Here is a 26,080-nt window from a genome sequence, read left to right as displayed (position 1 = left end):
AGTTTTGCCGCCAGCTTCCTTCAGATTCCACTTCGCATTGGACACCCTTGCTCTTGGCTAGTGGTTGGCGATTACAAACCCCCACAGTGGACTTTCACCACCTAGTTAGTTACCATGCACGGCACACAAAAAAAAAGGGTAGCTATTGCTACCCTTTTGAGCCCCTTGCCGGGATCGAACCAGCGACCTACTGATTACAAGTCAGTTGCTCTACCAGCTGAGCTAAAGAGGCTTCTTTTATGTCTTTTTGAGATCGTTTTCCCCTTTTGACACTGCAAATATAGGGGCTTTGTTTTTAACTCCAAAACCTATTTGTAAAAAAAATTGGGAGATAAAACTATCTCCCTATTTATGAGTGAATTAAAATTCTCGAATGATCGAAAGTTTTTTCTTTAGCTTATCAATCTCAGCTTCTGCTTTCCTAATTTTATCATCAAACTGATCTTTTAGCTTATCTGCAGTCTTAGATTCTGCAAAAAACTCCAAGTTGTTTTTCCACAAAGTGATATTATTTTCCAAATCGGAAATTTGCTTTCTAATCCCATGCTCCTTTTTGTTGAGGGTTCTGTTAGCATTTGGATCAGATTGGAGTTTGTTTAGGTTTAACCTGAAAAGGAACTCATCTTTATTACCACCTTCTATTCCCAACTCTTTCACATAAAAGTCTACCGCATCATTGAATTTAGCCATTATATCCTTCATATTTTTCCTTGGCACAAAACCAATGGCATTGAACTCATGAATCATTTTCTCCAAGTTCTCTTCAGATTTGTCAGCTGATTTGGCTTCCTCTTTAATTTTCACACATAAAGCCTCTTTGGTAGTCAAGTTTACCTCAAACTCCTTATTGACTGCCTTATTTGCAGCTCTTCGGTTATCGAAGAAAGTATCACAAGCCTTTTTAAATTTTGTGTAAAGTTGATCTCTAAATTTTTCTGGAGTGGGTCCTAAGGTTTTCCACTCTTGTTGTAAAGAAATCATTTTATTAGCTGTCTCTTGCCAATTCGTACTTTCAATAAGTTTTTCAGCTTTTATAATCAATTCTTCTGCTTTTTCTTTATTTTTTGCCCTGATTTCATCAAGTTCTTTAAAGAACAAGTTTTTGTTATGGAAGAATTGTTTGAATGCACCCCAAAAGTCCTTATTCACTTCTCTACCTTCCTCTTTTGGAATAGGTCCTACTGCCTCCCACTCCTTTTGTATAGCCAAGACTTCTTTAGTCTTACTATTCCAATCCTTTATCTTGGAAGCACTAAATTGCTTGTAGGGTTCTAACTTAGTAATCAATTGTTTTTTGAGTTCAAGATTCTGTAAGTATACCTCCTTTTGGCTTTCAAAATATTCTTTTCTACGACCGTATACAGTATCTGAAGCTGTTTTAAATCTATTCCATAGAGATTCTTGATCTTCTCTCGGCACTGGGCCTATATGCTTGAACTCCTCATGTAGATCGTTGAGGGACTTGATTGCGTCTGCAAGATTATCTAACTTTATTAATGCTTCAGCTTTTTCACAAACCTCAATTTTTTGTTCTAAATTCTTCTTGCGATCTAATTCTTTCAACTCAAAATAGATACTTCTATTATCATAGAACCTATCCATCAAAGCGTTGTAGGAAGCCCAAAGGCTCTTATTTTGAGCGGCAGGTACTTGACCTATTGATTTCCATTCCTCTTGAATTTGCTTGATAGCGTTGATGCTAAGCGTTGTCTCTTCCCCATCTACCAAATCTCTCAGTTTATCAAGAATTGCATTTTTAGCAAAAAGATTCTTTTCCTTTTGTTTTTCTTGGTCTTTAAAGAATTCGGCCCTTCTAACCTTGAAGTCGTGTACCAATGCATAAAAGTTCGAATCCTCATTACTTCGTCTATATTCGAAATCATCCTCTACCCCACCTGTCTTTATAAATTCTTGTAATGCGGCATCTTTTTCCTTATTAAAAAACTCATCATAATGGAGTTTGAGATCATTAACTTTACTGTCGGATTTTATAAAATTTGGAGAAGACATAATTGATTTTATGCTAGCCAAAAGCTCCTCTTTGGACATACTACTGTAATCCAACGTCTCTTCCTCATTTTCATCATGATGATCTTCTTCAGTAGTTTCATCAAGGTTTTGTGGTTCATTTGTTTCACTCTTACCCGTTACACCTTCAATTTCAGCTGCTTGGGTCACCTTGTCTTCTTCGGACATTTCTTTGTCTGTGCTCATAGTTTGTGTAGTACTTATCAAATGCAGTATAAACAAAAGTAATCATTTTGTTCAATTTAATCTTGGGTCAATTGGATAATTTGCCATAATCTGATATTCTCCACCCATATTTTTCAAAATAATTCTCCATAATTCTTCAGGACTTGATGTGAATAAACTCTCCGCTTCAGTACATGGTGTGTGAATCCATGTTTTTTCTGCGATTTCTTCTTCAAGTTGACCTTCTGACCATCCTGAATAGCCTATAAAAAACCTAATGTAATCTAGATTGACTTCGGAGTTTATAATCTTTTGTTCTAATTGGTTAAAATCACCTCCCCACCATAAATTATTTCCTAAAGAAATGCTTCCTTCTAGCATACACTCTCCTGAATAAATAAAGTGAAAAGTATTTTGCTCTACAGGTCCACCAACGTAAACTTCAGAGTCCAAAAAACTCAAACGGTCAATTAATTCACTCACTTTTAAAATAGATAGTTTGTTTAGGATAAGCCCAAAAGCTCCGCCTTCATTGTTTTCACAAAGCAATACCACTGATCTTACAAAATTTTCATCTTGTAGAAATGGTTCAGAAATCAACAATGTTCCTGGTTTGATCTGACTTTGAGGATTTTCTTCCATTAAAACCTGTTTTTATCAAGAATGTTAATATATATCTAAATTTTTTAAATGCAATAAGAATATTAATTTTATACCAGATTAATAGTGCACAATTCTTAACAGAAAAATTACATTTAATCTCTAATTAATTTAGTTTATAAACGCTTTACTTTCTATTTGAGTATGAAAATAGCAGATATTAGAATTGATTACGCATTGAAATCACTAGATATAGTAGATGTTTCACATGATCCTTTGAGTCAATTCAAAGTTTGGTTTGAAGAAGCTGTTGTATCCAAGGTGATAGAAGTAAATGCCATGAGTTTATCTACCGTAAAAACCAATGGTTACCCCAATTCTCGAATTGTTTTGCTAAAAGGGATTGATCATGGTTTGGTATTTTTCACAAATTATGAAAGTGAAAAAGGCAAAGAGTTAGCAGCAAATCCACGAGTTGCTCTTACTTTTTTCTGGCCAGAGTTGCAGCGACAAGTAAGGTTTTCAGGAAAAGTCGAGAAAGTATCTCCTAAAGAGTCGAATGATTACTTTTTCTCTAGACCTTTTTCATCGCAGGTTGGCGCTTGGGCCTCGCCACAAAGCCAAGTGATTCCAAGTCGGACATTTTTAGAGGAAAATGAAAAACTGTATTTAGAAATATATGCGAAAGAGGATATTCAGAGACCACCGCATTGGGGTGGATATCGTGTACTAGTTGAAGAGGCTGAGTTTTGGCAAGGCAGACCAAGTAGGTTGCATGATCGTATCAGGTATAAAATTCAAAATGATCAATCTTGGAAATTAGAAAGGATAGCACCTTGATGCTATCCTTTATTTATTTTAGATCAAATAGATCGTCTATTCCGATCATTCTTTCTTTAGTAAACCCTTCACCAAAGGTTACATTTATACTGTGCCCAAATTCCCTAGCTCTTGCTTCTACAAAGTCCAAAAAATTCTTTGAAGAAATAAAGCTTTCTGGTTCTTTATTTTCCGGATCGAAAAACTGTGATTTGTAAGCTTTTATGCTAGCCATTTTTGTAGACCAATAATCAGAGATGTCAACCACAAAATCTGGCTGAATATAATTATTCTGAATATAGTGGTAAACAAATTTTGGCCTCCAGGGAGTTTGTTGCTGACCATTCAGACTAGTTTCAACTTTTCTCAATCCACTTACAAAGCAAGCTTTCGACGCTACCTCCCCTCCTTTTGCATGATCAGGATGTCTATCACTTATCGCATTAGCCAATATGATTTCTGGCTGATATTTTCTGATCATTTTTACAATTTCCAGCTGATGCGCTGTGTCGTCTGTGAAAAGTATATCTTTGAAACCTAAATTCTCTCTTGCAGAAAGCGAAAGAATTTTAGCAGCATCATTGGCTTCTCGAAGCCTAATCTCTGGGGTACCGCGCGTTCCTAGTTCTCCCTGGGTAAAATCTACTATCCCTACTTTTTTTCCTCTTGCTATTGCAGAAGCAATCGTTCCAGAGCAAGCGAGTTCTGCATCATCAGGATGTGCAGCAAGTACTAATATGTCAAGTTTCAATGCATTCATTGTTAAATTCATCAACTATTAACATTCATTTGAATGAAAAAAGTTTATCTAATCTTTAAATTTTGCCCTACCCTAAGTACAGACCTCGTTGTCAAACCATTTAACCTAGTCAATGTAGCCACGCTTACTCCATATCTTCTAGCGATTACGCTCAAGTTTTCTCCACTCCTTACCCTATGATATACTGATTTTTGAGTTTCTATTACATGATCAAAGCTAGATGCAGTTATCATGTAAACATCAGATTTGAGTTTACCTATACTAAAGTCAAAGAGTTGAGTGGGGTTAATGGAAAGCCCTTGATACCTTACCTCGTAATGTAAATGTGGGCCTGTACTTCTACCAGTACTTCCTCCCAAACCTAAAACATCACCAGACTTCACTTCTTGACCTACCTCTACAAGAATTTTTGACATGTGTCCATATAGCGTCTCTAGTCCATTTTTATGCCTTACTACAACGTAATAACCATAGCCATTTCTATCATAGGATTTGATCCTCACTATACCATCAAAGGTGCTGTATATCGGATCTCCTGTGGTTAACTTTAAATCTGTCCCATGATGCCATCTATACCTTCTGAATCCAAACTCTGATGTAACCCTTGTTTCATCTAATGGCATAGAATAGGTTGTTCCAAAAAAATGATCATAAAGCTTTACATAAACTGTATCTTTAAAATCTTTTGGATTAAAATTATAAATGTTGATTTTTTGGCTGTCCCAGGAGGAAAAATATTCGTAAGCTGTAACCCAAATACTATCTATTTGAATCTGTTCAGAAACCTTCACTAGCTGATTTGTTGGTGCCCAGATAAGTGAAAGTGTATCTTCTGAAACGATACTTAATCTTTTTTTGATATCTACATAATCCAAGTACAATAGTGAATCAGTCTCTCTTGTCAATCCTTGTAAAAACTTCTGGGAATCAAATAGCCTTAAATCCCTCTGTAATGGATTTTTTGTAGGACTCTCCTGTTCTTTGGGTTTCTTGATGATTTTGGGAAAGATTTGAGCATAAGTTGTAGACAAACTTATGCTCATAAATAGCATCAATAATATACTCTTGATATACGACATTCTTACTAATTAAGCCTACTCTATAGCTGCTAGATATCTTTCAGCGTCCAATGCCGCCATACATCCTGTACCGGCCGCTGTTACAGCTTGTCTGTAGACATGATCTTGTGCATCACCGCATGCAAAAACGCCTTCAATATTTGTTTTAGTGCTACCTGGTATAGTTTTTATGTATCCAGACTCATCCATAGTAATAAACTCCTTGAATATGCTGGTATTAGGTTGGTGACCTATAGCAACAAAGAAACCCGAAACTTTTATTTCAGATACTTCTTTGGTAACATTATTCAAAATTCTTGCTCCTGTTACTCCATCATCACCAAGAATCTCTTCTGTTTCAGCGTTCCAAAGAATTTCAATCTTTGGATTGTTCATTACTCTTTTCTGCATAATCTGAGAAGCCCTCATTTCATCTCTTCTGACGATCATGTAGACTTTGTTACAAATGTTTGCCAAATATGAAGCTTCTTCACATGCTGTATCTCCAGCACCGACGATTGCAACATCTTGACCTCTAAAGAAAAACCCATCACAAACGGCGCAAGCTGATACTCCTTTTCCATTTAGTCTTTCTTCACTTTCAAGCCCAAGCCATTTGGCTGAAGCACCTGTTGATATGATCACAGTGTCAGCATGTATTTCAACTTGCTCATCTACAATAACCTGATGTGGGGTTACTGAAAAGTCAACTTTTGTTACTAATCCGTACCTTACTTGAGTTCCAAATCTTTCAGCTTGCTTTCTAAAATCCTCCATCATTTCAGGACCCATAATTCCATCTGGATAGCCAGGATAATTCTCTACATCAGTAGTTATTGTAAGCTGACCACCTGGCTGACTTCCTGTATACATTATTGGGTTTAAACCTGCCCTTGCGGCATAAATAGCTGCGGTATATCCTGCAGGACCAGAACCAATAATTAATACTTTTACTTTTTCTATATCTTGATTCATTGATTTTACTTTTAGGGTTGGCAAATTTTGTCAATTTAAAATAGACAACAAAGGATAATCGTGTTAAAATTCCATAAAAAATGCGCGTTCTATTTAAGAAGCTGAGAATATATAAAAATTGAGTTTCTCATATTATAGAAATACTGAAACTCTGGAAATAATTGTAACCAATCAGAGGGGGAATATTCCCCCTCTGATTGGTTACTTAATAGTATGTCTTAAAGGAACTCTTAACCCAAGTATGGCTTTAAAGTTTTACTTCTAGATGTGTGTCTTAATCTTCTGATTGCCTTCTCTTTAATCTGTCTAACTCTCTCTCTAGTGAGATTGAATTTTTCACCGATTTCTTCAAGAGTCATAGCATGTTCACCATTTAATCCAAAATAAAGGGTGATTACATCTGCTTCTCTTTGTGTTAAAGTTGACAAAGCCCTTTGAACTTCCTTTCTCAAAGATTCATTCAAAAGTCCATCATCTGGTTTTTCATCACCATCATTTTCTAGGACATCAAGAAGACTGTTTTCTTCGCCTTGCACAAATGGTGCATCCATAGAGACATGTCTACCAGAAATCTTCATCGTATCAACCACTTCACTGGCTGTTACTTCTAATACTTCTGCTAACTCTTCTGGAGAAGGTTCTCTCTCAAACTTTTGCTCAAGTTCAGAAAAAGTCTTGCTGATTTTATTCAAAGATCCTACCCTATTCAATGGTAATCTTACAATTCTAGATTGCTCTGCAAGGGCTTGTAAAATAGATTGTCTGATCCACCATACAGCGTATGATATAAATTTAAAACCTCTAGTTTCATCAAATCGCTGTGCAGCTTTGATCAAACCTAAATTTCCTTCGTTGATCAAGTCTCCTAAAGAAAGACCTTGATTTTGGTATTGCTTGGCTACAGACACAACAAATCTCAAGTTTGCCTTTGTAAGTTTTTCTAAAGCAAGCTGATCTCCTTCACGGATTCTTTTGGCTAATACCACTTCCTCATCAGCTGTCAATAGGTCTACTTTACCAATCTCTTGAAGATATTTATCTAAGGACTGACTCTCTCTATTCGTTATCTGTTTGCTAATTTTTAGCTGCCTCATTCAAGAATAATGTTTAATTATAATTATAGGACTCTGTTATCAACAGATTTTATGTGATTTAAAGTTCAAATTAATCAAAATGATTAATTCGAACTTTAATATTACTTGTCAGTTTTCTCTGGCTTTGGAAGCAAGACTTTTCTGGATAATTTGAATTTACCCGTCTTTTTGTCTACCTCTATCAGCTTAACCATGATTTCTTCTCCTGGTTCAAGCACACCTTCCATATTCTCAAGTCTTTCCCATTTGATCTCGGAAATATGTAGAAGACCATCTTTACCTGGCATGAATTCTACAAACGCACCAAATGGCATAATGTTTTTAACTTTTCCAGTATAGGTCTCACCAATTTCTGGCTGTGCAACGATTCCTTTGATTCTAGAGATAGCTGCGTTCATTGATTCTTGATCATTGGAGAAAATGTTGATTTTCCCAGCATTGTCTTTCTCTTCAATTACTATTGTCGCACCTGTATCTTTTTGGATTTCTTGGATTACTTTTCCACCTGGTCCGATTACTGCACCTATCAATTCTTTCGGAATTGACATTACAAAAGATCTTGGAGTGTGAGGCTTCAGTTCAGGCTTAGGCTCAGCAAGTGTCTTTGAAATTTCATTCAAGATATGAAGTCTCCCTTCTTTTGCTTGATACAAAGCTTCTTTCAAAACATTATAATCCAACCCTTCTACTTTCAAGTCCATTTGACAAGCAGTGATACCTTTTTCGGTACCAGTTACTTTGAAATCCATGTCTCCTAAATGATCTTCATCTCCTAGAATATCTGAAAGAATAGAATACTTCCCTGTGTTAGAATCAGAAATCATCCCCATTGCAATACCAGTTACTGGAGCTTTGATCTTAACACCTGCATCCATAAGCGCAAGTGAACCAGCACATACGGTGGCCATAGATGAAGAACCATTGGATTCTAAAATATCAGATACAATTCTAATGGTATATGGATTTTCATCTTCTGCTGGAAGTACTTTTTTCAAAGCTCTCATGGCTAAATTACCATGTCCAACTTCTCTTCTACCCGGGCCTCTGTTTGGCTTAACTTCTCCAGTAGAAAACCCTGGGAAATTATAGTGTAGGAAAAATTTATTATATCCAGAGATAACAGCTCCATCAATCATTTGCTCATCCATTTTTGTACCTAATGTACAAGTAGTAACGGATTGCGTCTCACCTCTGGTAAATACAGCCGATCCATGAGCAGAAGGCAAATAATCAACAACTGACCAAATAGATCTGATCTCGTCAAGTTTTCTACCGTCTAATCTTTTCTTTTCATTTAAAGTAAGATTTCTTGCTGCTTCTTTGTGAATTTTTGAAAAGTAAGGACCAATCAAGCTTCCTTCAAATTCATGTTCTTCACCAAGTGCTTCAACAAATTCTTCTTTGATAGCTTTGATCAATTCAGATCTTTCAGATTTATTAGGGATTTGTCTACTGACTACTTCATAACATTTCTCATAAAGCTCAGCATGCATCTTTTCATAAAGAGCTGCATCAGATTTCTCATGATTATACGCTCTTTTGATTTCTTTACCGACTTCTTTGGTCAGTTCTTTTTGAACTTGACAATGTCTTTTGATTTCATCATGAGCAAGTTGCATAGCTTCTACCATCTCATCTTCAGAGATTTCGTCAGCTTCACCTTCCACCATCAAAATATATTCTTCCGATCCAGCTACAATAAATTCTAAGCTTGCTTTTTCCAATTGTGAAGGTGTAGGGTTGATGATTAGCTCACCATCAATTTTTGCTACTCTAACTTCAGAAATTGGACCGTTGAAAGGAATATCAGATACTGATAATGCAGCAGATGCGGCTAATCCTGCAAGACAATCAGGCAAAACTTCAGCATCAGAAGACATCAATGTAATAGCAACTTGCGTATCAGCGTGATAATCATCAGGAAAAATAGGTCGAATAGCTCGGTCTACTATTCTACTGATTAAAATTTCATAGTCAGAAAGTCTACCTTCTCTTTTTAGAAATCCACCTGGGATTTTTCCAGAGGCAGCAAATTTCTCTTGATAGTCAACTGACAGCGGAAGAAAGTCTACTCCGTCAATTGCTTCTTTTTTTGAAACTACAGTAGCTAAAAGCATAGCTTTGCCTAACCTGACGACAACAGATCCATCAGCTTGCTTCGCTAAGGCACCAGTTTCAATAATAATTTCTCTACCATCTTGAAGTTTGATAGTTTTTGAAATAACGTTTGGTAACATATTGTTTTGTTAAGAATAAATGGGTAATAGATTTAAAAGTAAGGTTTAATATCTGGGGGGAAACAAAAAAGTAAGGTTCTCCAAAAAAGAGAACCTTACAATAAGTATTATTTACGGATTCCTAGGTCAGCAAGTACAGCTCTGTATCTTTCGATATCATTTTTGTAAAGATAGTTTAGCAAACTTCTTCTCTTACCAACTAGTTTCAAAAGACCCAATCTTGAAGAGTGATCTTTTTTGTTTGTCTTCAAATGTTCAGTTAAGTGCTTGATTCTGAATGTGAACAAAGCGATCTGAGACTCAGGTGATCCTGTGTCAGTTTCAGATTTTAACCTACCATGATTTTTGAATAACTCTGTTTTTTTCTCTGTAGTTAAATACATGATTAGTTAATTTTAATTTTAAACAGCTACAAAGGTAATTGCTTTATTCGGAATTTAAAAGAGGGTCTTGATTTTTTCCAAATTTTGTTTGCCCCCATTTTTTTATCTTTTTGAACAATTCTACATAAACATCTGGCTCGAATAACCTTGCATCTCTCCTAGCCTGTCTCAAGAAGAAAATTCCAGAAGGTAGAAGCACCAAAATTGAAAACCAAGTCCCAAAAAGCGGATCTGCCATGCCTTCTTTGCCCCATTTTTCACCTGTGATTGTCAGCATATAGTAAATGATGAAAAATATTATAGAAACTAATACAGGCATTCCTAACCCACCTTTCTTGATGATTGCACCTAGTGGTGCTCCTATCATGAACATTAATATACAAGCAAATGCTGTGGTGTATTTTTGATACCAAGCTATTTGATATCTCCTGTGTTCCCTTTCGATATCATTGATTTCAAAAACTTTACGATTGAAAGCGTTTTTTAGCGTTCTGGCATTGTTTAAAGCTACAGTCGCAGATCGAGGCCTATAATTTCCTTGTGATATTATACTGTCTATTCTACTTCTTTGAGCCTCAGTAAACTGTCTAGGCTTCTCCGCTGGTTTCAAGCTTTGCCTCTCTATACTTTTATCGTTAGTTTTTAATGCCTTAGAATTATTTATATCTTGACTTTCAGTTCTTGACAAGACCCTTTTCTCCTGATCAATTTGATTATTCTCTTCATTAGTTTTTGGGTTGCCAATATCCTTTGAATATGCATCGTTTATTTTTAGTGAATCATTATAGGCTACTTCTTGGTCTTTAATAGGGATTAATTTGGCGCTATCTAATTCAATATTACTATTTTCTAAATTATAATTATTTCCCTGATAGGATTCTATATATTGCTCAGCTCGTTTATTGTGTAAAGAGTCAAATTTCGCTCTTTTTTGTTCTCTCAAAATTCTCAACGAATCATCTATCACCTTTCTTTGGGCAATCTCTTTAGGTATATTGAGTTTCCTATCTCTAGAATAAAATGGGTATGAAGATTCTGAAGATGCAAAATTTGTAAATACTATTCTATTGATTTCTCCCTGCATAGAGTCTAATCCAACTTTAAGTTGACTTATATTTTTAATAGACCTATTGTTTGACCATTGGTCTTCAGAGGTTCTGTTTAGTTGAAAAGATTCTAAGTTGAAAATGATTTGATTCTCAGAAAATTTTGTCCTTGTGAAATCAGTTGGTTTATTGTAAGAAGATCTCTTGTCTCTTGACTCTTTATAGCTGATACCATTATATAAGGTCATGCTCATATAAGACTCATTAAAAAATGGCTCCATTCTTCCTGAATCTGCCAATATGATATTTACATTTCCTTGACCTTCTGAATGGTCATATATAATCAAATCCCTCAATCTAATATCATCCATTTTTTGGTTGACTTTGATGCTATAATTAGGGATTCCGCTGTAAAATACTCCTTCTTTTATATCGAGGGCAGGTGATTTCATCCTTATATCATATAGGAGACTAAATGTTTTTAGGTTTACTTTTGGCACCAAATAGTTGTTTGATAAATACGCCAGAAAACTTAAAACAACTACAAAAATCCCAATCGGGCGTAGTATTCTCAGTAATGATATGCCACTACTCTTTATAGCTGTCAACTCAAAGTGTTCACCCAAATTACCAAAAGTCATCAGAGAAGACAGCAAGACGGCTAAAGGGAGAGCCATTGGTGAGATACTGATCAAAAAATAGCTAATCAACTCCATGTATACCATGAAGCTTAGGCCTTTACCAAAGATTTCATCAAAATACTTGAGCATGTTTACTGTCAACAGGATAAAATCCACAACAATAAACGTAAGTAAAAAAGGGCCAATAAAAGACCCTAAAATCAATTTATCCAGTTTCTTCATTAAAACATTTTCCTATTCCAGCCTCTCTACTAACGATCATAAGGCTTTCAAGATTTCAAAAATAGGAAATCAAATGGGAATTTCTCAATTCTCTAACCTCCAATTATTTCCTTGAGTGTCATAATCAAGCTTTCCCAAATAGATTCTAATTCTTCATCATCATAAGAATCAGAGTAATCTATAACTTTTAAGAAAAGCGTTTGGGTCAGTTCATTCTCTTCAATTTTAAACTCAATATAGGAATGGTCAGATTCATCCTCCATATCTGGGTCAAAGAAGTCGAATTTAACATGGGCGTTCAGCCTTTGGGCTACTACCCTAGCGTGATGATCTTCGCCATCAAAGTTAAAAATAAATACTTTGTCTTCTGTAATTCTAACGTCATCAGCAAACCATTCTGACAAACCGCTCGCTGAACTTAAATAAGGAAACAAAATTTTCCTTGAAGTATTTATTTGATAGTCAGCAACAAACTTATTCTTTACCATATTTTTACATTTTAGATGAATAAAAAATCACATTTTTTATCTTTTAACACTTGCATATAACAAGCCAACCTACCATATTTGCATTCCGATTTGAGAGGGCTTTTGATAATCAATCTCTCAAAACTACGGATTCCTGGGTAACTCATGAGTTTGTTTCCCTAATATATTGAAATATTGACATTAATCAAGGTAAGTTTCTATCAAAGTTCTTTTTTTGTTTAATAGTCGTAAAATAAAGCTTTGTTGAATGAGCTCTTTGGTTATAAGAAAGGTTTCATTTTCGCAATAGCGGACACGGGTTCAACTTTAAAAGTAAAGTTATTTGAACTTATTTGAAATAATCATTAATTAAATGGCGAGGTAGCTCAGTTGGTTAGAGCGCAGGATTCATAACCCTGAGGTCACGGGTTCAACTCCCGTCCTCGCTACTCTATTTGCAGGATTCATATCCTGCCCACTCGAACATAGGGTCAATGTTCATTTTGAATAATTTTAATCCAAATTAGGTTTATAAATCTCAATTCAGGTTATGTAAGGTTTCCTTTTGGAAGCCTTTTTTGTTTTATCTCACATTTTTATACAATTCGTAGTCTATATTCTCTTTTCTAAATCATCTGGAAAAACTCATAAGGGTATGTCTACTGCTTTGATAACTCGTTTCAAATTTCATAATGAAAAATCTACTAAAGGTTTTATCACAAGATATATGCCTTGGCATGTTGAGTTTTTTGATTTAAAGGTTGAAGCATTAAAAAGAGAAAAATATTTAAGGACGGGTGTAGGAAGAGCTTGGGTAAAGGAAAAAAATCTTACCAATCAGTTTTAGATATCCCTTCTAAATAGGGTTATCTCTTTATAATAATTTTTTGGCGAGGTATCTTATCCCATAGTTATTGGTAGGTTAAAGCACAGGATTCATATCCGCTGCGGCGGACACGGTTCAACTCCCGACTTCGCTACTCTATTTGCAGGATTCATATCCACCTACTCGAACATAGGGTCAAAGTTCACTTTGAATAATTTTAATTCAAATTAGGTCTATAAATTTTAATTCAATTTATATGAGGTTTCCTTTTGGAAGCCTTTTTTGTTTATCTCACATTTTTATGCAATTCGTAGTTTATATTCTCTATTCTAAATCATCTGGCAAAACTTATACGGGTATGTCTACTGATTTGATAACTCGATTCAAATTTCATAATGAAAAATCTACAAAAGGTTTTACCACAAGATATGCCTTGGCATGTTGTGCATGTTGCGTTTTTTGATTTGAAGATTCAAGTCTTTTAAAAATTACATTTGAGTATGTTTTTGATAAAGAATCACATTATGAATTGTCTGTATAAGCGATTATTTCACTTTTTTATTTTGGAATAATAGGTTAAATTCAAAAGATTAATACATTTTTTCATTCAACTAACCCAATTTTAACCCATTTTTTAACTACTCGAACTTTACTTTAGAATTGAATTTCGGAAACGATTGCAAACCTTCAAGGGATAGCAGATTAGCTTTTTGACTTCCTAGTGTCTTCAATCTCAATATCGGAATTCAATAACTAAAAATTAACTAATAAACCTAAAATCAAATGACTAAAAAATTACGATTACTAGTTCATGTAGTCTGGATGGTGGCATTCACTTTCCAAATAAGTTCCTGTGTAAAAGAAGATGATATGATGAATATATCAACAGGAACTATTTCTGGAATTGTTACCGATGTTGATGATCAGCCCGTCTCTGGTGTAGAGGTTACAATTGTCGGTATAGGTGATCCAGAGATAGTAGTGACGACTGGGTCTGATGGACACTTTTCTGTTGATAATGTGCAAATGAAAACTTTAGGAATTAAATTTTCTAAATCAGGCTGGTTAACTACAAGTAGAACTATCAATGCTTCAAATTTTGACTCTGATAGAGTTGCCTTAGTTGAAGTGAGCCTTATCAATGCTTCTGCAATAATTAAAGGGAATATTACAGATGCTCTTAATAATAGCGCTCCTTTAGAAGGAGTAACAGTGAGTGTTGGAGTAGCAGGAACTACTATAAGTGGTGCAGATGGTAGCTATTTGTTGAAAGACTTGGTGGTTGACAATTACACTTTAACATTTACGAAAGCAAATTACACTACCATTTCAAGAAATGTAAGTGCTTCTGATTTTGTGAATAATGAAGCCACTTTCAATGTTCAAATGGGAAGTCAAGAAGTGTTGCGAGGTATGACAGCTCAAGACTTACAATCAGCCGATAAATGGTATTACAATGAGTATAGAGGTGGTAGAAATGCCGATGCATATCCAAGGTGGGATTGGGCATGTAATTATATGTCCACTTTAGATTTTAGGGGTGCATGGGAGGAGCAAAATGAAGGTACTACTTTACAAATCAGAAATAATAATGAAGACAGAAGCAATCCTGCGGACCTTAATGTATTTGACTCTTATGTATACGGAAGTAAATTAATCACTGAAGACAATAAAATTCTGTCTTTAAGAGCAAGTACCCATAGTGCTGATAATGCCTCTCCTGTGCACTTTGGAGTTCAAGTAGTTGATTTATCTGAGTCCAATCCTATTGCTAATAAGGTAGGTGAAAATAGAACTTATGCATCCGGATCATATAATGATTTTGAATTTGATTTAAGTGAATATGTTGGTAAGGAAGTTATCATAGCAATTGGAATTTATCGTCAATCTACTGGAGATTATTGGAAGCAACTGGTATTAAGAGCCATAAGATTTGCTGACGTAAAAGTAGAAAATTGGGATTGGCTTCCGGGAACTGAAGTTGTATCTGGGTGGAGATTAACTCAAGAGACAGTCAGATCAACTATGCCTCATATAAAAAATGATTTCACTGGGATTAGCCCAATTTCTGGTGATAGAGGAAATTATGTAGGAGCTTATAGATCATGGAGAGACGTAGGTCATATTGCCGCAGAGTGGCACTTTGTTCCATTAAAAAAAGATCCTGAAGTTTTCCCTTCAGAAGGTTACCTGATAAAAACAAGAAATACACCAGAAGTCGATACAGAAGTACCTGAAGCATATTTTTATTCTAAATTTTCCATTTCTTCAGGAAGTAATCAATTAACCTTACATACACGAAATTTTGGAGATAACCCTACATTTTTTAAACTAACTGCCATTGACAATCAAGGTGTTGTAACACATATCTCCCCTACTTCTAATACAGCAGAAGAAGCAAGTCCAGCTGACAATGGTTGCTGGCAATTTAAACATGGTCAGGGTGGCGCGGGTGATCCAGAAGCGTATGCCACATTTACTTATGACCTTTCTGCATTCAATGGAACCGACATTACCTTGGCATTGGGGGTATACAATGGTATTGCAAACACTGGTGAGAATAAGCTTGTAATCAGGCGAATCGAAATAAACTAAAACAAAGTCAAAATGAAAAAAATGGATTTAACTATTAAACTACTTTGCTTCGCAATTTTCGGAGTACTATTCGAAGTTACTTCGGCGTGTAATGATCAAAATGATGATAATAACCCAAATGGACAGCCTGATGTAGAATTGACCCTTTCAGAGCAAAACTTAGTAAGGGCTATGGAAATAACTGACAATGCTGTTGATGCCCATTTTGAAGGTGTGGGTATGGCTATGTCACGCTATTACAATCCATTTACACAAACAAAATCCTCAGAAACAGGAAGTGTTTGGATGTACACTGCTGCTATTGAAGCTGTAACAGCAATACTTCACAGTCTAGAGGCTCAAAAGGAACATGGAAATGCTAGTATTTACGATGAGAATTTTTCTAAATACAGTGATTTACTATCAAGACTTTACCAAAACAGTGATTACTATTTGGGGACTTTCGAACTTGTGTCTTATACACAAACAAAGGAGTGGACAGTCTACGGTGTAAATAGAGGTGCTTCAAAAGGTTCTGCATTGGTTGCGGGAATAGAAAATGTATATGACGATCAGATGTGGTTGGTTCGAGAGTTTTTGGAAGCTTATAAGATTACTGGAAACAATGAATATTTACAGAAAGCAGAGTACTTAACTGAATATGTCTTGGATGGATGGGATAGTACATATGATGCAAATGGAAATGAAAGAGGTGGTATCCCATGGGGCCCAGGCTATGTTACAAAGCATTCTTGCAGCAATGGACCAATGGTAAGTCCATTAGTTTGGCTTCATGAGCTATATAAAGATAGTGATGAAGTATTAACTCATAGATACATAGACCCAAATGATAGGGTCACAAGACGTACTTCTCAAATGAAAAAAAGTGAATATTATTTACTATTTGCTGAAAAGGTATATAAATGGCAGAAGAAGTATTTGCTTCGTCCTGATGGTGTATATGACGATATGATGGGGGGTTGTACGCCAGGAAATCCTCAGACCGAAACTATTAATGGGACAACTTATAGAAGAGGTATTTTTTGCCAAGATCGTGTGGGGCCTGCGATCACATACAATAGCGGCACAATGCTTTCTGGTGCAGCCGATCTATATAGGGCTACAGGAAACAGTGAGTATCTAGAAGACGCTAGAAAGCTATCTGACGCTAGCTTTGACTACTTTGCGACACTTGGCCAAACTATGCCTGATTATTACACATTTGACATAAGTGGATTCAGGAATTGGTTCAATGGCGTACTTATGAGAGGATATGTTGATATCTATCCATCTTATGGAAATGTAGCAAGTTATATTGAATCATTTCAAAACAATTTGGACTATGGCTATGAAAATTTTCTTCATAATGGTTTCCTCCCTACTAATCTCTTGGTAGGATGGAGTAATACAACAAACAACAACAATACTGAAGGAATGTTCAGCTTCGCTTTCGCAGCAAAATATGCTGTTTTAGCTAGGTATGAGCTTGAAAAATAAACTTAAACACACCTAGCAGAAGCCATTAAAAAGCACAATAAAGCCTAGGTGTGTATTTATCCTATAAAGGAACTCCCATTCAGAATTTAATTAACATAATAACCAAAATAATCTTATGGAACATGTATATAAACTATTGGCAAAGGTACCCATAATGCACCTATTTGCTGGGCTGCTCTTATTTTGTCTTTTCCATGCATCATTATATGATGCGAAAGCTCATAGCAATATGATTGAAGAAGATTGGTTTCAAATCACAAATGAAAATCAGACGATCATAGTCACTGGAACAATTATCTCAGCAGAAGATAATGATCCAATCCCAGGAGTCAACATTATCTTGAAAGGAACAACTATTGGTGCTGTAAGTAATGTAGAAGGTGTGTATTCAATTGAAGTACCCAATAGCAGTGCTACGCTACAATTTTCATTTATCGGTCACACTACTCAAGAAGTTGTCGTAGGAGAAAGATCAGTGATCAATATCACTCTCGAACCAGATTTTCAGCAACTAGGAGAAGTAGTTATAGTCGGATATGGGACCCAAGAAAAAGTTACACTAACTGGTGCTGTCTCTAGTATCAAAGGGAGTGAAATGATCCAAACTAGAAACGAAAACCCACAAAACATGCTAACAGGTAGAGTTGCTGGTGTTAGGGTTTGGCAAAGAAGTGCAGAACCAGGTACTTTCAATAATAACATGGATATCAGAGGACTTGGCGCACCTCTAGTAGTTATCGACGGTGTAGTAAGAACAATGGCTGATTTTCAGCGGTTAAACCCAAACGATATTGAAGATCTGTCAGTTCTTAAAGATGCTTCTGCTGCCATTTATGGGGCTAGGGCTGCAAATGGAGTAGTTTTGGTAACAACCAAAACAGGTCAAAAAAGTGGTAAACCTGTAATTACCTATAATGGCTTTTTCACTTTACAAAGTCCATCAGGTTTCCCACAACTCGCCGATCCATTTGAAGCCATGACACTTTATAATGAGATGTCAATGAATAATATAGCTGGCGGAAACAGAATCTTTACAGAAGCAGATTTTGAAGCATTTCGTACAGGTGAGCGAAGGTCAACAGACTGGAATGATCTTATCATTAACCAGCATTTTCCACAACACCAGCATGATATAAGTATCAGTGGTGGTACTGAAAAGACCCAATATCATATATCAGGTGGATATTTGTATCAGGAAGGTTTTTTTAAATCAGGAGACATGAATTATAATAAGATCAACTTAAGATCAAATGTGACTTCTGAGATCAGTCCTGGATTGAAGCTTAACCTTAACCTAAGTGGTGTATCAGATCAAAGGAACACCCCCTACTCCAGTGCTGTGGATATTATTAGAAACTATTGGAGACAGGGTGTGTTATTTCCTGCATTTGCAGATCCGGAAGGTACGATGTTAAACTTTGAAGGACTGGATCTTGAACAAAATACCGTGGCAATGATGCGTTCTGACATATCAGGATACAGACAATTCAATCAGCAGCATTTACAATCTCAAGCTTCTCTAGATTATGATTTAGGAGCTGTCTCCTCATCTCTTGATGGACTATCAGCTAAAGCTCTTTTTAGTTTTGATTACAGAATGGACAACAATATTCATAATCGAAGAGAGTATTATCAATATAGGTTTGATGAGCCTACCAACACTTATGTTTCAAACTTGTACAACCTAAGTTATCCAAATCAAATCCGTAGAGAGTTTTTCGGTAGACAGCAGGTTTTAGGTCAATTCCTTCTAAATTACAATAAGACTTTTGAAAATCATCGGATTTCTGCACTTCTAGGTGCAGAGACACAAAATAGAAAGGGCGATAATTTCTTTGCTCAAAGAGACCTTGCATTTGCTATGGATCATTTGGTAGGTGGAGAAATTGCCAATCAGCAAGGCGGTATGTATGGAGGCAGCAATGAGCTATATGAAATTGCAAATACAGGTTATTTTGGAAGGTTAAATTACACTTATTCTGAAAAGTATATTGCTGAAGCTCAGTTTAGATATGATGGTTCTTCAAAATTCGCTACCAACAACAAGTGGGGATTTTTCCCTTCTGGGTCAGTGGGATGGAGAATCTCTGAAGAGTCCTTTTTCCAATCGTCTTCTGCCCTTTCATTCATTGGTCAATTAAAACTAAGAGCTAGTTATGGAGTCACAGCTGATGATGGCACTTTGGGTTATGATTGGTTCCCTGGTTGGATTTACCCAGAGACAAGTGGCAATGCAGAACAAGGGTACTACAATACTAGGCCTCCGGGATACATGTTTGACTCAAGATTTGTATATGGAGCTTCTTTAATTGTACCAAACGAATTACTTACTTGGTGGACTGCAAACACATTCAATATTGGTATGGACTTCGATGCTTGGAATGGTTTGTTTGGCTTCTCTTTCGATTACTTTGATAGAAGAAGGTCTGGTCTTTTTGCAAATCGATCTGGAGAAGTCCCGACAGTAGTAGGTACTGGAGCTCCAAGAGAAAACCTCAATAGTGATAGACAATTTGGGTTAGATTTAGAAATTTCACATCGGAACTCAATAGGTCTATTCAATTATCAAGTTCGAACAATTGGAACTGTAACCAGAAGGCAACATATGGTTGCTGTACAGCAAGGACCATATGGTAACTCATATGAAAGGTGGAGAAATGATAACCTAACCAATAGGTATCAAGGTGTTCAGTTTGGGTATCTCTCTGCAGGAAGATTTGAAAGCTGGGAAGATATATGGAATTTTCCTCAATATACTGGAAATGCTGTATTGCCAGGAGATTATAAATATGTTGATTGGAATGGTGATGGAGAAATCAATCACTTAGATCAGCATCCTTTTGCCTATGATCAAACTCCCTGGGTAAATTTCAGTTTGGCCTTCGATAGCAATTACAAGAATTTTGACATGAATTTTTTGATCCAAGGTACTGCTTTGGGGTCTATGCAATACCAAGAACCACTTTATTCCATTTGGGGAATAAATGGTGGTGGCACACTACAGCAGTTTATGGATAGGTGGCATCCAGTAGACCCGACCGCTGACCCATATGACCCTTCGATTGAGTGGAATAGTGGATATTATGGATATACAGGAAATTATCCTATAGGTAATTCTGAATTCAATAGAGTAAGAACTGATTATATCAGGTTGAAGAGTATTGAGCTCGGATATACATTAAGACCAAACAAAAACCCAAACACTAGTTTCAGATTCTTTGCAAATGCATACAATCTATTAACTTTTACAGGAGTGAGATTTGTAGATCCAGAGCATCCTGACGATGATTTGGGAAGAATGTATCCGTTGACTAGGACTTATACTGTAGGTGTCTCAGCTCAATTTTAATTTACTCTGAAAGTGTGTTAACATTAAATTGAAAGTAACCATGAAAATTCAAAATATATTTATTCTTATCAGTTTGTTATGCATAGCATCTTGTACAGACCTGGATGTCCCACCTCCAAATGTGATAGGTGATGAAACCTTGATGTCCAGCGAATCTGGAATGGATGTCTACATGGCTAGAATGTATGGTAGGATGCCATTCGAAGACTTCAAGTATATGGCACAATGGGGTGTTGAGTTCAATTCTTGGCTTGGCGCATTGGGCATAGAAGGTACAGGGGAGTCTTTAAATAGAGATGGAATTAGTGCTGCCTTTACAGGAGAAAGAACTGCATATTGGGGTCAAGCACTGGCCCTAATCAGAGATGCCAATTACCTTATCGAAAGATTGCCAGATTTCCAAAGTTCATTTCCAGAAGTTACTTATAATCACTACATAGGAGAAGCATACTTTGTTCGTGCATATGTATTTGCAGCTATGGCAAAGAGGTTTGGTGGTGTTCCTCTTGTTACCTCTGTATTGCGATACCCAAGCGCAGATAGTGATTTAGAAATCCCGAGATCTACAGAAGAAGAAACATGGGATCAAGTATTGTCAGATTTTGATACAGCGATTGAATTACTCCAACCAATAAGTCCTAAAAGAGGATATTCAAATAAGTATGTAGCCCTTTCATTCAAGGCAGAAGCCATGCTATATGCTGGAAGTGTTGCAAAATACAATGAAACTGTGCCAGGTAGGCTTACAGGAAATGGGGTCAAAACAGGTGTTAGGGTAATTGGCTTTTCAGAGCAAACAGCCTTGACTGCTTCTGCAAGATATTTTGGTGAGGCTTATAAGGCTGCCAATGAAGTGATCAATAGTGGTCAATATGATCTATACCGCAGAAGATGGGCTCCAGGAGATCGACAAGCTCAATATCAAAACATGGTGGACATGTTCAGTGATCTTACAAGTCCAGAAAATATTTATGTCAAGGAGTTTGAATTTCCAACAGTAACTCATGGCTATGATGCATATAGTGCTCCATTTATCTTCAAAGCACCATTAGCATCAGGAACATGCCCTACTCTTGATTTTATTGAATTGTTTGAAGGATTTGAAAGATATCCTGATGGGAAAATCAAAGTTACCACTGGAAATTCAATCACTGAAGGGAATTATTTAATGTATGATTCACCAATGGACTTTTTCGCAAATGCAGAGCCTAGACTCAGGGCTTATGTAATTTTCCCAAGTGATGTATTCAAAGGAAGGGAAATCGAAATTAGAGCTGGTGTTTACACAGGTTCCGAGCCTATTCGGCCTTTGTTTAATAATTATTCATTTGCAACTGCAGAAGAAAGATATCAACATTTGCCTGCATTTACAGGTAACCCAAAAACACTTTACTTAAGTCCCCGAGAAGGTAGCGGACAACAATCAGCACCATTCCAAGGAGGTACAATTCCAGCAGCAGGTGAAAATGGACCGTTCTTCGACAATGGTGAAGGGTGCTTGACTGGATTGTATGGCCGTAAATGGTTAAATCCTGATCCTTCTTTTGAAGCTGCGGAAGGTAGATCTGCTCAACATTTTGTAATCATGAGATATGCAGATGTATTACTTACAGCAGCAGAAGCAGGTGTGGAGCTTGCTATGGCGGGGGTGCCATCTCCTGATGGATCTGATATGCTTCAAGTAGCTACTATGGCTATCAATGATATTAGGGAACGAGCCGGGGCTTCGCTTTTGAATGGAAACCTTACTGGTGATATCACAGGAAGAAATATAGTGAGAAAAGAACGAAGAAAAGAGTTAGCACTAGAGCACAAAACCAAATGGGACCTAAGAAGATGGAGGGTTCAGCATTACGAAGGAAGAGATGGTTTTTGGGGTGAGAATCGTCCAAAAGAAGACTTTAGTGTAGATACAAGATATCGATTTAGAGGACTATATCCTTTCTTGTCAGCAGAGACTGGAAGATACTTCTTTGATGCAAGATTCCAATGGGTGAGTTTGAAGACATTCGAGTTCAATATTGTGGATTACTACTTCGGAATCCCAAATGGAGAAGTAGCCAAAAGTCCAGTCATAGATCAACAGCCTAACAGGTAGTATATTATTTATTTAAGGAAATACAAAAATGAAAAAGCTATCAATTAAAATATATATTCTCATACTTGCACTTACTAGCTCATGTGCATTCTTTGAGCTTGACAATTATGATGTTCCCTCTGAGACGATCAGAGGTGAAGTGGTAGATGTGGCTACTGGTGAGCCCATACTTACGGATCAAGGAAGTGAAGGAATCAGAGTGAGACTTACAGAATTGAGCTGGGGAGAAAATCCAACATGGAACCCTGATTTTTTTGCTATGCCTGATGGTACATTTCAAAATACACGATTGTTCAAGGGAACTTACAATGTCCAAATAGATGGGCCATTCATTCCACTTGTCAGGGAAGATGAAAGAGGTGTGCCTATTGCAAATGAATCTAAAACACTAGATATACATGGCGTACAAGATGTTAGATTTGAAGTACAACCATTTTTAAAAGTAGAATGGGTTGGAGAACCTGAGGTGATCAATGGAAGGGTGAGGGCTCAAGTTAGAGTTACCCGCGGTGTATCTACTGATGAGTTTCAAAGCAAAATTCAACCAATGGGTGGGTACAGCAGTAGTTTTCAAAACGTCACTGATGTGAGACTTTTTGTGAGCTACTCGTCTTCTGTAGGGTATAGAGCTCGTGATGAAAGGTGGTCAAACATGATTGAGTTCTCTGGATCTGCATTTAATGCTCAGCTGGGACAAATCATCACTATTGAATCTACAGGTACTATACCTGAAGGAAGAGTTGTGTTTGTAAGAGCCGCCGCACGTATCAATTATGATACACCGAGAGGTAGTGGTATAAGAAGATACAATTACAATGAAGCTAAACAATTGATGGTACTTTAAACCTCAAGCCTATTAAGGAAGCTAGTCTCATCATGATTAGCTTCCTTCCAATTTTCAATTGATTAAAAAGACTCTCTTCCAAAACCATGGAGAACATTTTAAAGCACATTAATTAAATGCAGGAGTCAATGTTAAAAACCTAGACAGCCAAAACATGAAGAAAAATATCAAGCTTTACCTTGTGATTTTGTCAATATGCTTCCAAGCTTGCTCACAAAACTCAGGTGAAGGCCAAGAAAAAACTTTAGTAAGAAAAGAAAAAACAGCATTTCAGACATCAAACCCATGGAAGTCAGTCACAGATGTTCGAGCTGACGTTGCCATTGTATATAGTATCAAAGATCACCACAAGAAAGGAAATATGACTTTCGAAGATAGGGTTCAATCATGGAGAGATAGAGGATACAATACACATTTTATGACAGGGATAGCTTGGGGAGAATACCAAGATTATTTTACTGGCAAGTGGGATGGAAAAATGCACCTAGATGAAGGTCAAGTCACGCAAAAAGGCGATACCATATGGCATGGTAAAATGATTCCTTACATAGTTCCATCTATGAATTTCATTGATTATATCAAAGAGACGGTAATTAAAAGAGTCATAGATGCTGGAATCGATGCCATATACTTAGAAGAGCCTGAGTTTTGGGCAAGAGCTGGGTATAGTGAAGCATTCAAGAGAGAATGGAAAGACTATTATGGTTTTGACTGGAGAGCTCAGCATGAGTCTGCAGAAAATACTTACTTGGCCAACAAACTGAAATATCATCTGTACTACCGTGCCTTAGACGAGTGCTTTACTTTCGCCAAAGAGTATGGCAAAAGTAAAGGTATGGAGGTAAGATGTTATGTTCCAACACACTCATTGGTGAATTATTCCCAATGGAAAATTGTGAGCCCTGAAGCCAGTCTTGCATCAATGCCTGCCATGGACGGTTACATAGCTCAAGTTTGGACTGGTACTTCTAGGGAACCAAATTTCTTTGATGGTAAAGAAAAGGAAAGGGTTTTTGAGACTGCCTTTTTGGAATATGGCTCCATGGAGTCAATGACTGCTCCAACTGGAAGAAAGATGTATTTTCTGACAGATCCTATAGAGGATTGGCCAAGAGATTGGGTTGATTATAAAAAGAACTATCAGGCCACTTTTGTTGCTCAGCTCCTATACCCTATGATAGCTGATTATGAAGTGATGCCTTGGCCCGATAGGATTTATGAGGGGCTTTATCGCACAAGTGCGGATACTGATCATAAAGAGCAGATACCTCGCTTCTACTCTACTCAGATGCAAGTGATGATCAATACACTCAATGACATGCCCCTTTCGGACAATAAAGTGAATGGCACACAAGGTATTGGTGTATTGATGGCCAATTCTTTGATGTTTCAGAGATATCCAACACATGAGGGGTATGATGATCCTCAACTATCTAACTTTTATGGTCAAGCATTACCTCTACTCAAGAGGGGAATACCCGTAAAGACAGTCCATTTGGAAAATGCTTCTTACTCCAAAACTTGGGAAGATATCAACATTCTTCTGATGTCTTACTCCAACATGAAGCCAGCTGATGAAGCGTCTCATACTCATGTAGCAAATTGGGTAAAAAAAGGTGGCATATTGGTATATACAGGTAGAGATGATGATCCATTCCAATCTGTACAAGAGTGGTGGAATACAAATGGGAAAGATTTTGAAGCACCTTCGGAGCATTTATTTCAATTATTGGGAATAGATCCCCCTTACTTAGCTGGTGAATATAAAGTTGGAAAGGGAAGGGTTTCAATTATCAGAAAGGATCCCAAAGAGTTTGTTCTCGAAAAAGGAAAAGATGAAGAATACATAAAACTTATAAATAATCTTCATAAGAACACCCTAAACAAAGGGAATATAGTATTAAAAAATCATTTTGTTCTTCAGAGAGGAGCATATGATATAGTCTCTGTATTGGACGAAAATTCAGATACATCCCCATTCATATTGAAAGGAACATTGATAGATCTTTTTGACCCAGAAATCCCTGTCTTGAATGAAAAAAGCGTGAAACCTGGCCAACAAGCCTTCTTATTCAATATTGACCGTGTCAAGGATAAGCAAAAAGCTCAGGTATTAGTAACAGCAGCCAGAGTTGAGCAAGAGCGACGCAACAAGAACAAATACGAATTTGTAGCTAAGAGTCCACTGAATACCAATAATGTCATGCGTGTATTGATTCCAAAATCACCTGAAGATGTGAAAATCACTAATCATCAAGGTATGAATGTAAATGCAAATACCTCATGGGATGATAAAAGTAAAACATATTTTATTGGATTTGAAAATGACCCAGAGGGAGTAAACGTTTCCATTACTTGGTAATTCAAATTCATTGAACCTAAGTCAACACTTCTACA

General features: G+C 36.6%; 19 protein-coding genes and 2 tRNA genes. 10 read left to right on the top strand and 11 right to left on the bottom strand.

The features are described from left to right. Positions 1-159: 159 nt before the first annotated feature. The 3 genes from MM239_RS03960 to MM239_RS03950 form a co-directional block, all read right to left on the bottom strand. Positions 160-232, bottom strand: a tRNA-Thr gene (locus MM239_RS03960). A 128-nt stretch (positions 233-360) separates the two neighbouring features. Continuing rightward, positions 361-2,214, bottom strand: coding sequence for a DUF349 domain-containing protein (locus MM239_RS03955; RefSeq protein WP_241346771.1), 1,854 nt, complete (start codon positions 2,212-2,214; stop codon positions 361-363). Positions 2,215-2,265: 51 nt separating this feature from the next. Continuing rightward, positions 2,266-2,835 (bottom strand): YqgE/AlgH family protein, encoded by a 570-nt coding sequence (locus MM239_RS03950; RefSeq protein WP_241346770.1) that lies wholly within the window; start codon positions 2,833-2,835, stop codon positions 2,266-2,268. A gap of 162 nt (positions 2,836-2,997) precedes the next feature. Between MM239_RS03950 and pdxH the strand changes: the two genes are divergently transcribed. Beyond that, a complete protein-coding gene (gene pdxH, locus MM239_RS03945) occupies positions 2,998-3,633 on the top strand; it encodes a pyridoxamine 5'-phosphate oxidase (protein WP_241346769.1) in 636 nt (211 codons plus the stop codon). A 13-nt stretch (positions 3,634-3,646) separates the two neighbouring features. Here the strand turns inward: pdxH and bshB1 are convergent, their stop codons facing one another. The 8 genes from bshB1 to MM239_RS03905 form a co-directional block, all read right to left on the bottom strand. Further along, positions 3,647-4,363 carry a bacillithiol biosynthesis deacetylase BshB1 gene (gene bshB1 / locus MM239_RS03940; RefSeq protein ID WP_241346774.1) on the bottom strand — a complete coding sequence of 239 codons (717 nt, stop codon included), beginning with the start codon at positions 4,361-4,363 and terminating at the stop codon, positions 3,647-3,649. A 53-nt stretch (positions 4,364-4,416) separates the two neighbouring features. Next, a complete protein-coding gene (locus tag MM239_RS03935) occupies positions 4,417-5,451 on the bottom strand; it encodes a peptidoglycan DD-metalloendopeptidase family protein (protein WP_241346767.1) in 1,035 nt (344 codons plus the stop codon). Between the two features lie 15 nt (positions 5,452-5,466). Continuing rightward, a complete protein-coding gene (gene trxB / locus MM239_RS03930) occupies positions 5,467-6,405 on the bottom strand; it encodes a thioredoxin-disulfide reductase (RefSeq protein WP_241346765.1) in 939 nt (312 codons plus the stop codon). 230 nt (positions 6,406-6,635) lie between these two features. Beyond that, positions 6,636-7,499 carry a sigma-70 family RNA polymerase sigma factor gene (locus MM239_RS03925; protein ID WP_241291027.1) on the bottom strand — a complete coding sequence of 288 codons (864 nt, stop codon included), beginning with the start codon at positions 7,497-7,499 and terminating at the stop codon, positions 6,636-6,638. A 101-nt stretch (positions 7,500-7,600) separates the two neighbouring features. After that, on the bottom strand, positions 7,601-9,736 hold the full coding sequence (gene pnp, locus MM239_RS03920) for a polyribonucleotide nucleotidyltransferase (protein WP_241346763.1): 2,136 nt from the start codon (positions 9,734-9,736) through the stop codon (positions 7,601-7,603). Between the two features lie 107 nt (positions 9,737-9,843). Then, on the bottom strand, positions 9,844-10,119 hold the full coding sequence (gene rpsO, locus MM239_RS03915) for a 30S ribosomal protein S15 (protein WP_241346761.1): 276 nt from the start codon (positions 10,117-10,119) through the stop codon (positions 9,844-9,846). Positions 10,120-10,162: 43 nt separating this feature from the next. Next, positions 10,163-12,028 carry an LptF/LptG family permease gene (locus MM239_RS03910; RefSeq protein ID WP_241346759.1) on the bottom strand — a complete coding sequence of 622 codons (1,866 nt, stop codon included), beginning with the start codon at positions 12,026-12,028 and terminating at the stop codon, positions 10,163-10,165. Positions 12,029-12,120: 92 nt separating this feature from the next. Then, on the bottom strand, positions 12,121-12,516 hold the full coding sequence (locus MM239_RS03905; RefSeq protein ID WP_241346758.1) for an START-like domain-containing protein: 396 nt from the start codon (positions 12,514-12,516) through the stop codon (positions 12,121-12,123). Between the two features lie 354 nt (positions 12,517-12,870). Here MM239_RS03905 and MM239_RS03900 point away from each other — a divergent pair. The 9 genes from MM239_RS03900 to MM239_RS03865 all read left to right on the top strand — a co-directional run bounded on the left by MM239_RS03900 (position 12,871) and on the right by MM239_RS03865 (position 26,045). Then, positions 12,871-12,944: transfer RNA gene (locus tag MM239_RS03900), tRNA-Met, on the top strand. Between the two features lie 116 nt (positions 12,945-13,060). Further along, positions 13,061-13,342 carry a GIY-YIG nuclease family protein gene (locus tag MM239_RS03895; protein WP_262918434.1) on the top strand — a complete coding sequence of 94 codons (282 nt, stop codon included), beginning with the start codon at positions 13,061-13,063 and terminating at the stop codon, positions 13,340-13,342. 235 nt (positions 13,343-13,577) lie between these two features. Further along, positions 13,578-13,784 (top strand): GIY-YIG nuclease family protein, encoded by a 207-nt coding sequence (locus tag MM239_RS21145; RefSeq protein WP_394801483.1) that lies wholly within the window; start codon positions 13,578-13,580, stop codon positions 13,782-13,784. 320 nt (positions 13,785-14,104) lie between these two features. After that, entirely contained in the window at positions 14,105-15,916 is a 1,812-nt protein-coding gene (locus MM239_RS03890; protein WP_241346756.1) for an MSCRAMM family protein, read from the top strand. 21 nt (positions 15,917-15,937) lie between these two features. Next, positions 15,938-17,392, top strand: coding sequence for a glycoside hydrolase family 76 protein (locus tag MM239_RS03885; RefSeq protein ID WP_241346755.1), 1,455 nt, complete (start codon positions 15,938-15,940; stop codon positions 17,390-17,392). Positions 17,393-17,507: 115 nt separating this feature from the next. Continuing rightward, on the top strand, positions 17,508-20,741 hold the full coding sequence (locus MM239_RS03880) for a SusC/RagA family TonB-linked outer membrane protein (RefSeq protein WP_241346753.1): 3,234 nt from the start codon (positions 17,508-17,510) through the stop codon (positions 20,739-20,741). A 40-nt stretch (positions 20,742-20,781) separates the two neighbouring features. Continuing rightward, entirely contained in the window at positions 20,782-22,839 is a 2,058-nt protein-coding gene (locus tag MM239_RS03875; RefSeq protein ID WP_241346751.1) for a RagB/SusD family nutrient uptake outer membrane protein, read from the top strand. A 28-nt stretch (positions 22,840-22,867) separates the two neighbouring features. Further along, positions 22,868-23,683: a DUF3823 domain-containing protein gene (locus tag MM239_RS03870; RefSeq protein ID WP_241346749.1), complete on the top strand. Its 816-nt coding sequence runs from the start codon at positions 22,868-22,870 to the stop codon at positions 23,681-23,683. A 154-nt stretch (positions 23,684-23,837) separates the two neighbouring features. Beyond that, positions 23,838-26,045, top strand: coding sequence for a hypothetical protein (locus tag MM239_RS03865; RefSeq protein WP_241346748.1), 2,208 nt, complete (start codon positions 23,838-23,840; stop codon positions 26,043-26,045). Positions 26,046-26,080: the final 35 nt, after the last annotated feature.

Source organism: Belliella filtrata (assembly GCF_022549775.1).
GTDB classification, from domain to species: domain Bacteria; phylum Bacteroidota; class Bacteroidia; order Cytophagales; family Cyclobacteriaceae; genus Belliella; species Belliella filtrata.
The sequence above is the reverse complement of the archived record's forward strand: the minus strand, read 5'-3'. Positions and strand labels throughout refer to the sequence as shown.

Bases quoted from the DNA above. Each gene is read 5' to 3' on its own strand.
- MM239_RS03955 (WP_241346771.1), bottom strand. From the start codon at position 2,214: ATGAGCACAGACAAAGAAATGTCCGAAGAAGACAAGGTGACCCAAGCA.
- MM239_RS03950 (WP_241346770.1), bottom strand. From the start codon at position 2,835: ATGGAAGAAAATCCTCAAAGTCAGATCAAACCAGGAACATTGTTGATT.
- pdxH (WP_241346769.1), top strand. From the start codon at position 2,998: ATGAAAATAGCAGATATTAGAATTGATTACGCATTGAAATCACTAGAT.
- MM239_RS03935 (WP_241346767.1), bottom strand. From the start codon at position 5,451: ATGTCGTATATCAAGAGTATATTATTGATGCTATTTATGAGCATAAGT.
- trxB (WP_241346765.1), bottom strand. From the start codon at position 6,405: ATGAATCAAGATATAGAAAAAGTAAAAGTATTAATTATTGGTTCTGGT.
- MM239_RS03925 (WP_241291027.1), bottom strand. From the start codon at position 7,499: ATGAGGCAGCTAAAAATTAGCAAACAGATAACGAATAGAGAGAGTCAG.
- pnp (WP_241346763.1), bottom strand. From the start codon at position 9,736: ATGTTACCAAACGTTATTTCAAAAACTATCAAACTTCAAGATGGTAGA.
- rpsO (WP_241346761.1), bottom strand. From the start codon at position 10,119: ATGTATTTAACTACAGAGAAAAAAACAGAGTTATTCAAAAATCATGGT.
- MM239_RS03910 (WP_241346759.1), bottom strand. From the start codon at position 12,028: ATGAAGAAACTGGATAAATTGATTTTAGGGTCTTTTATTGGCCCTTTT.
- MM239_RS03905 (WP_241346758.1), bottom strand. From the start codon at position 12,516: ATGGTAAAGAATAAGTTTGTTGCTGACTATCAAATAAATACTTCAAGG.
- MM239_RS21145 (WP_394801483.1), top strand. From the start codon at position 13,578: ATGAGGTTTCCTTTTGGAAGCCTTTTTTGTTTATCTCACATTTTTATG.
- MM239_RS03890 (WP_241346756.1), top strand. From the start codon at position 14,105: ATGACTAAAAAATTACGATTACTAGTTCATGTAGTCTGGATGGTGGCA.
- MM239_RS03885 (WP_241346755.1), top strand. From the start codon at position 15,938: ATGGATTTAACTATTAAACTACTTTGCTTCGCAATTTTCGGAGTACTA.
- MM239_RS03880 (WP_241346753.1), top strand. From the start codon at position 17,508: ATGGAACATGTATATAAACTATTGGCAAAGGTACCCATAATGCACCTA.
- MM239_RS03875 (WP_241346751.1), top strand. From the start codon at position 20,782: ATGAAAATTCAAAATATATTTATTCTTATCAGTTTGTTATGCATAGCA.
- MM239_RS03870 (WP_241346749.1), top strand. From the start codon at position 22,868: ATGAAAAAGCTATCAATTAAAATATATATTCTCATACTTGCACTTACT.
- MM239_RS03865 (WP_241346748.1), top strand. From the start codon at position 23,838: ATGAAGAAAAATATCAAGCTTTACCTTGTGATTTTGTCAATATGCTTC.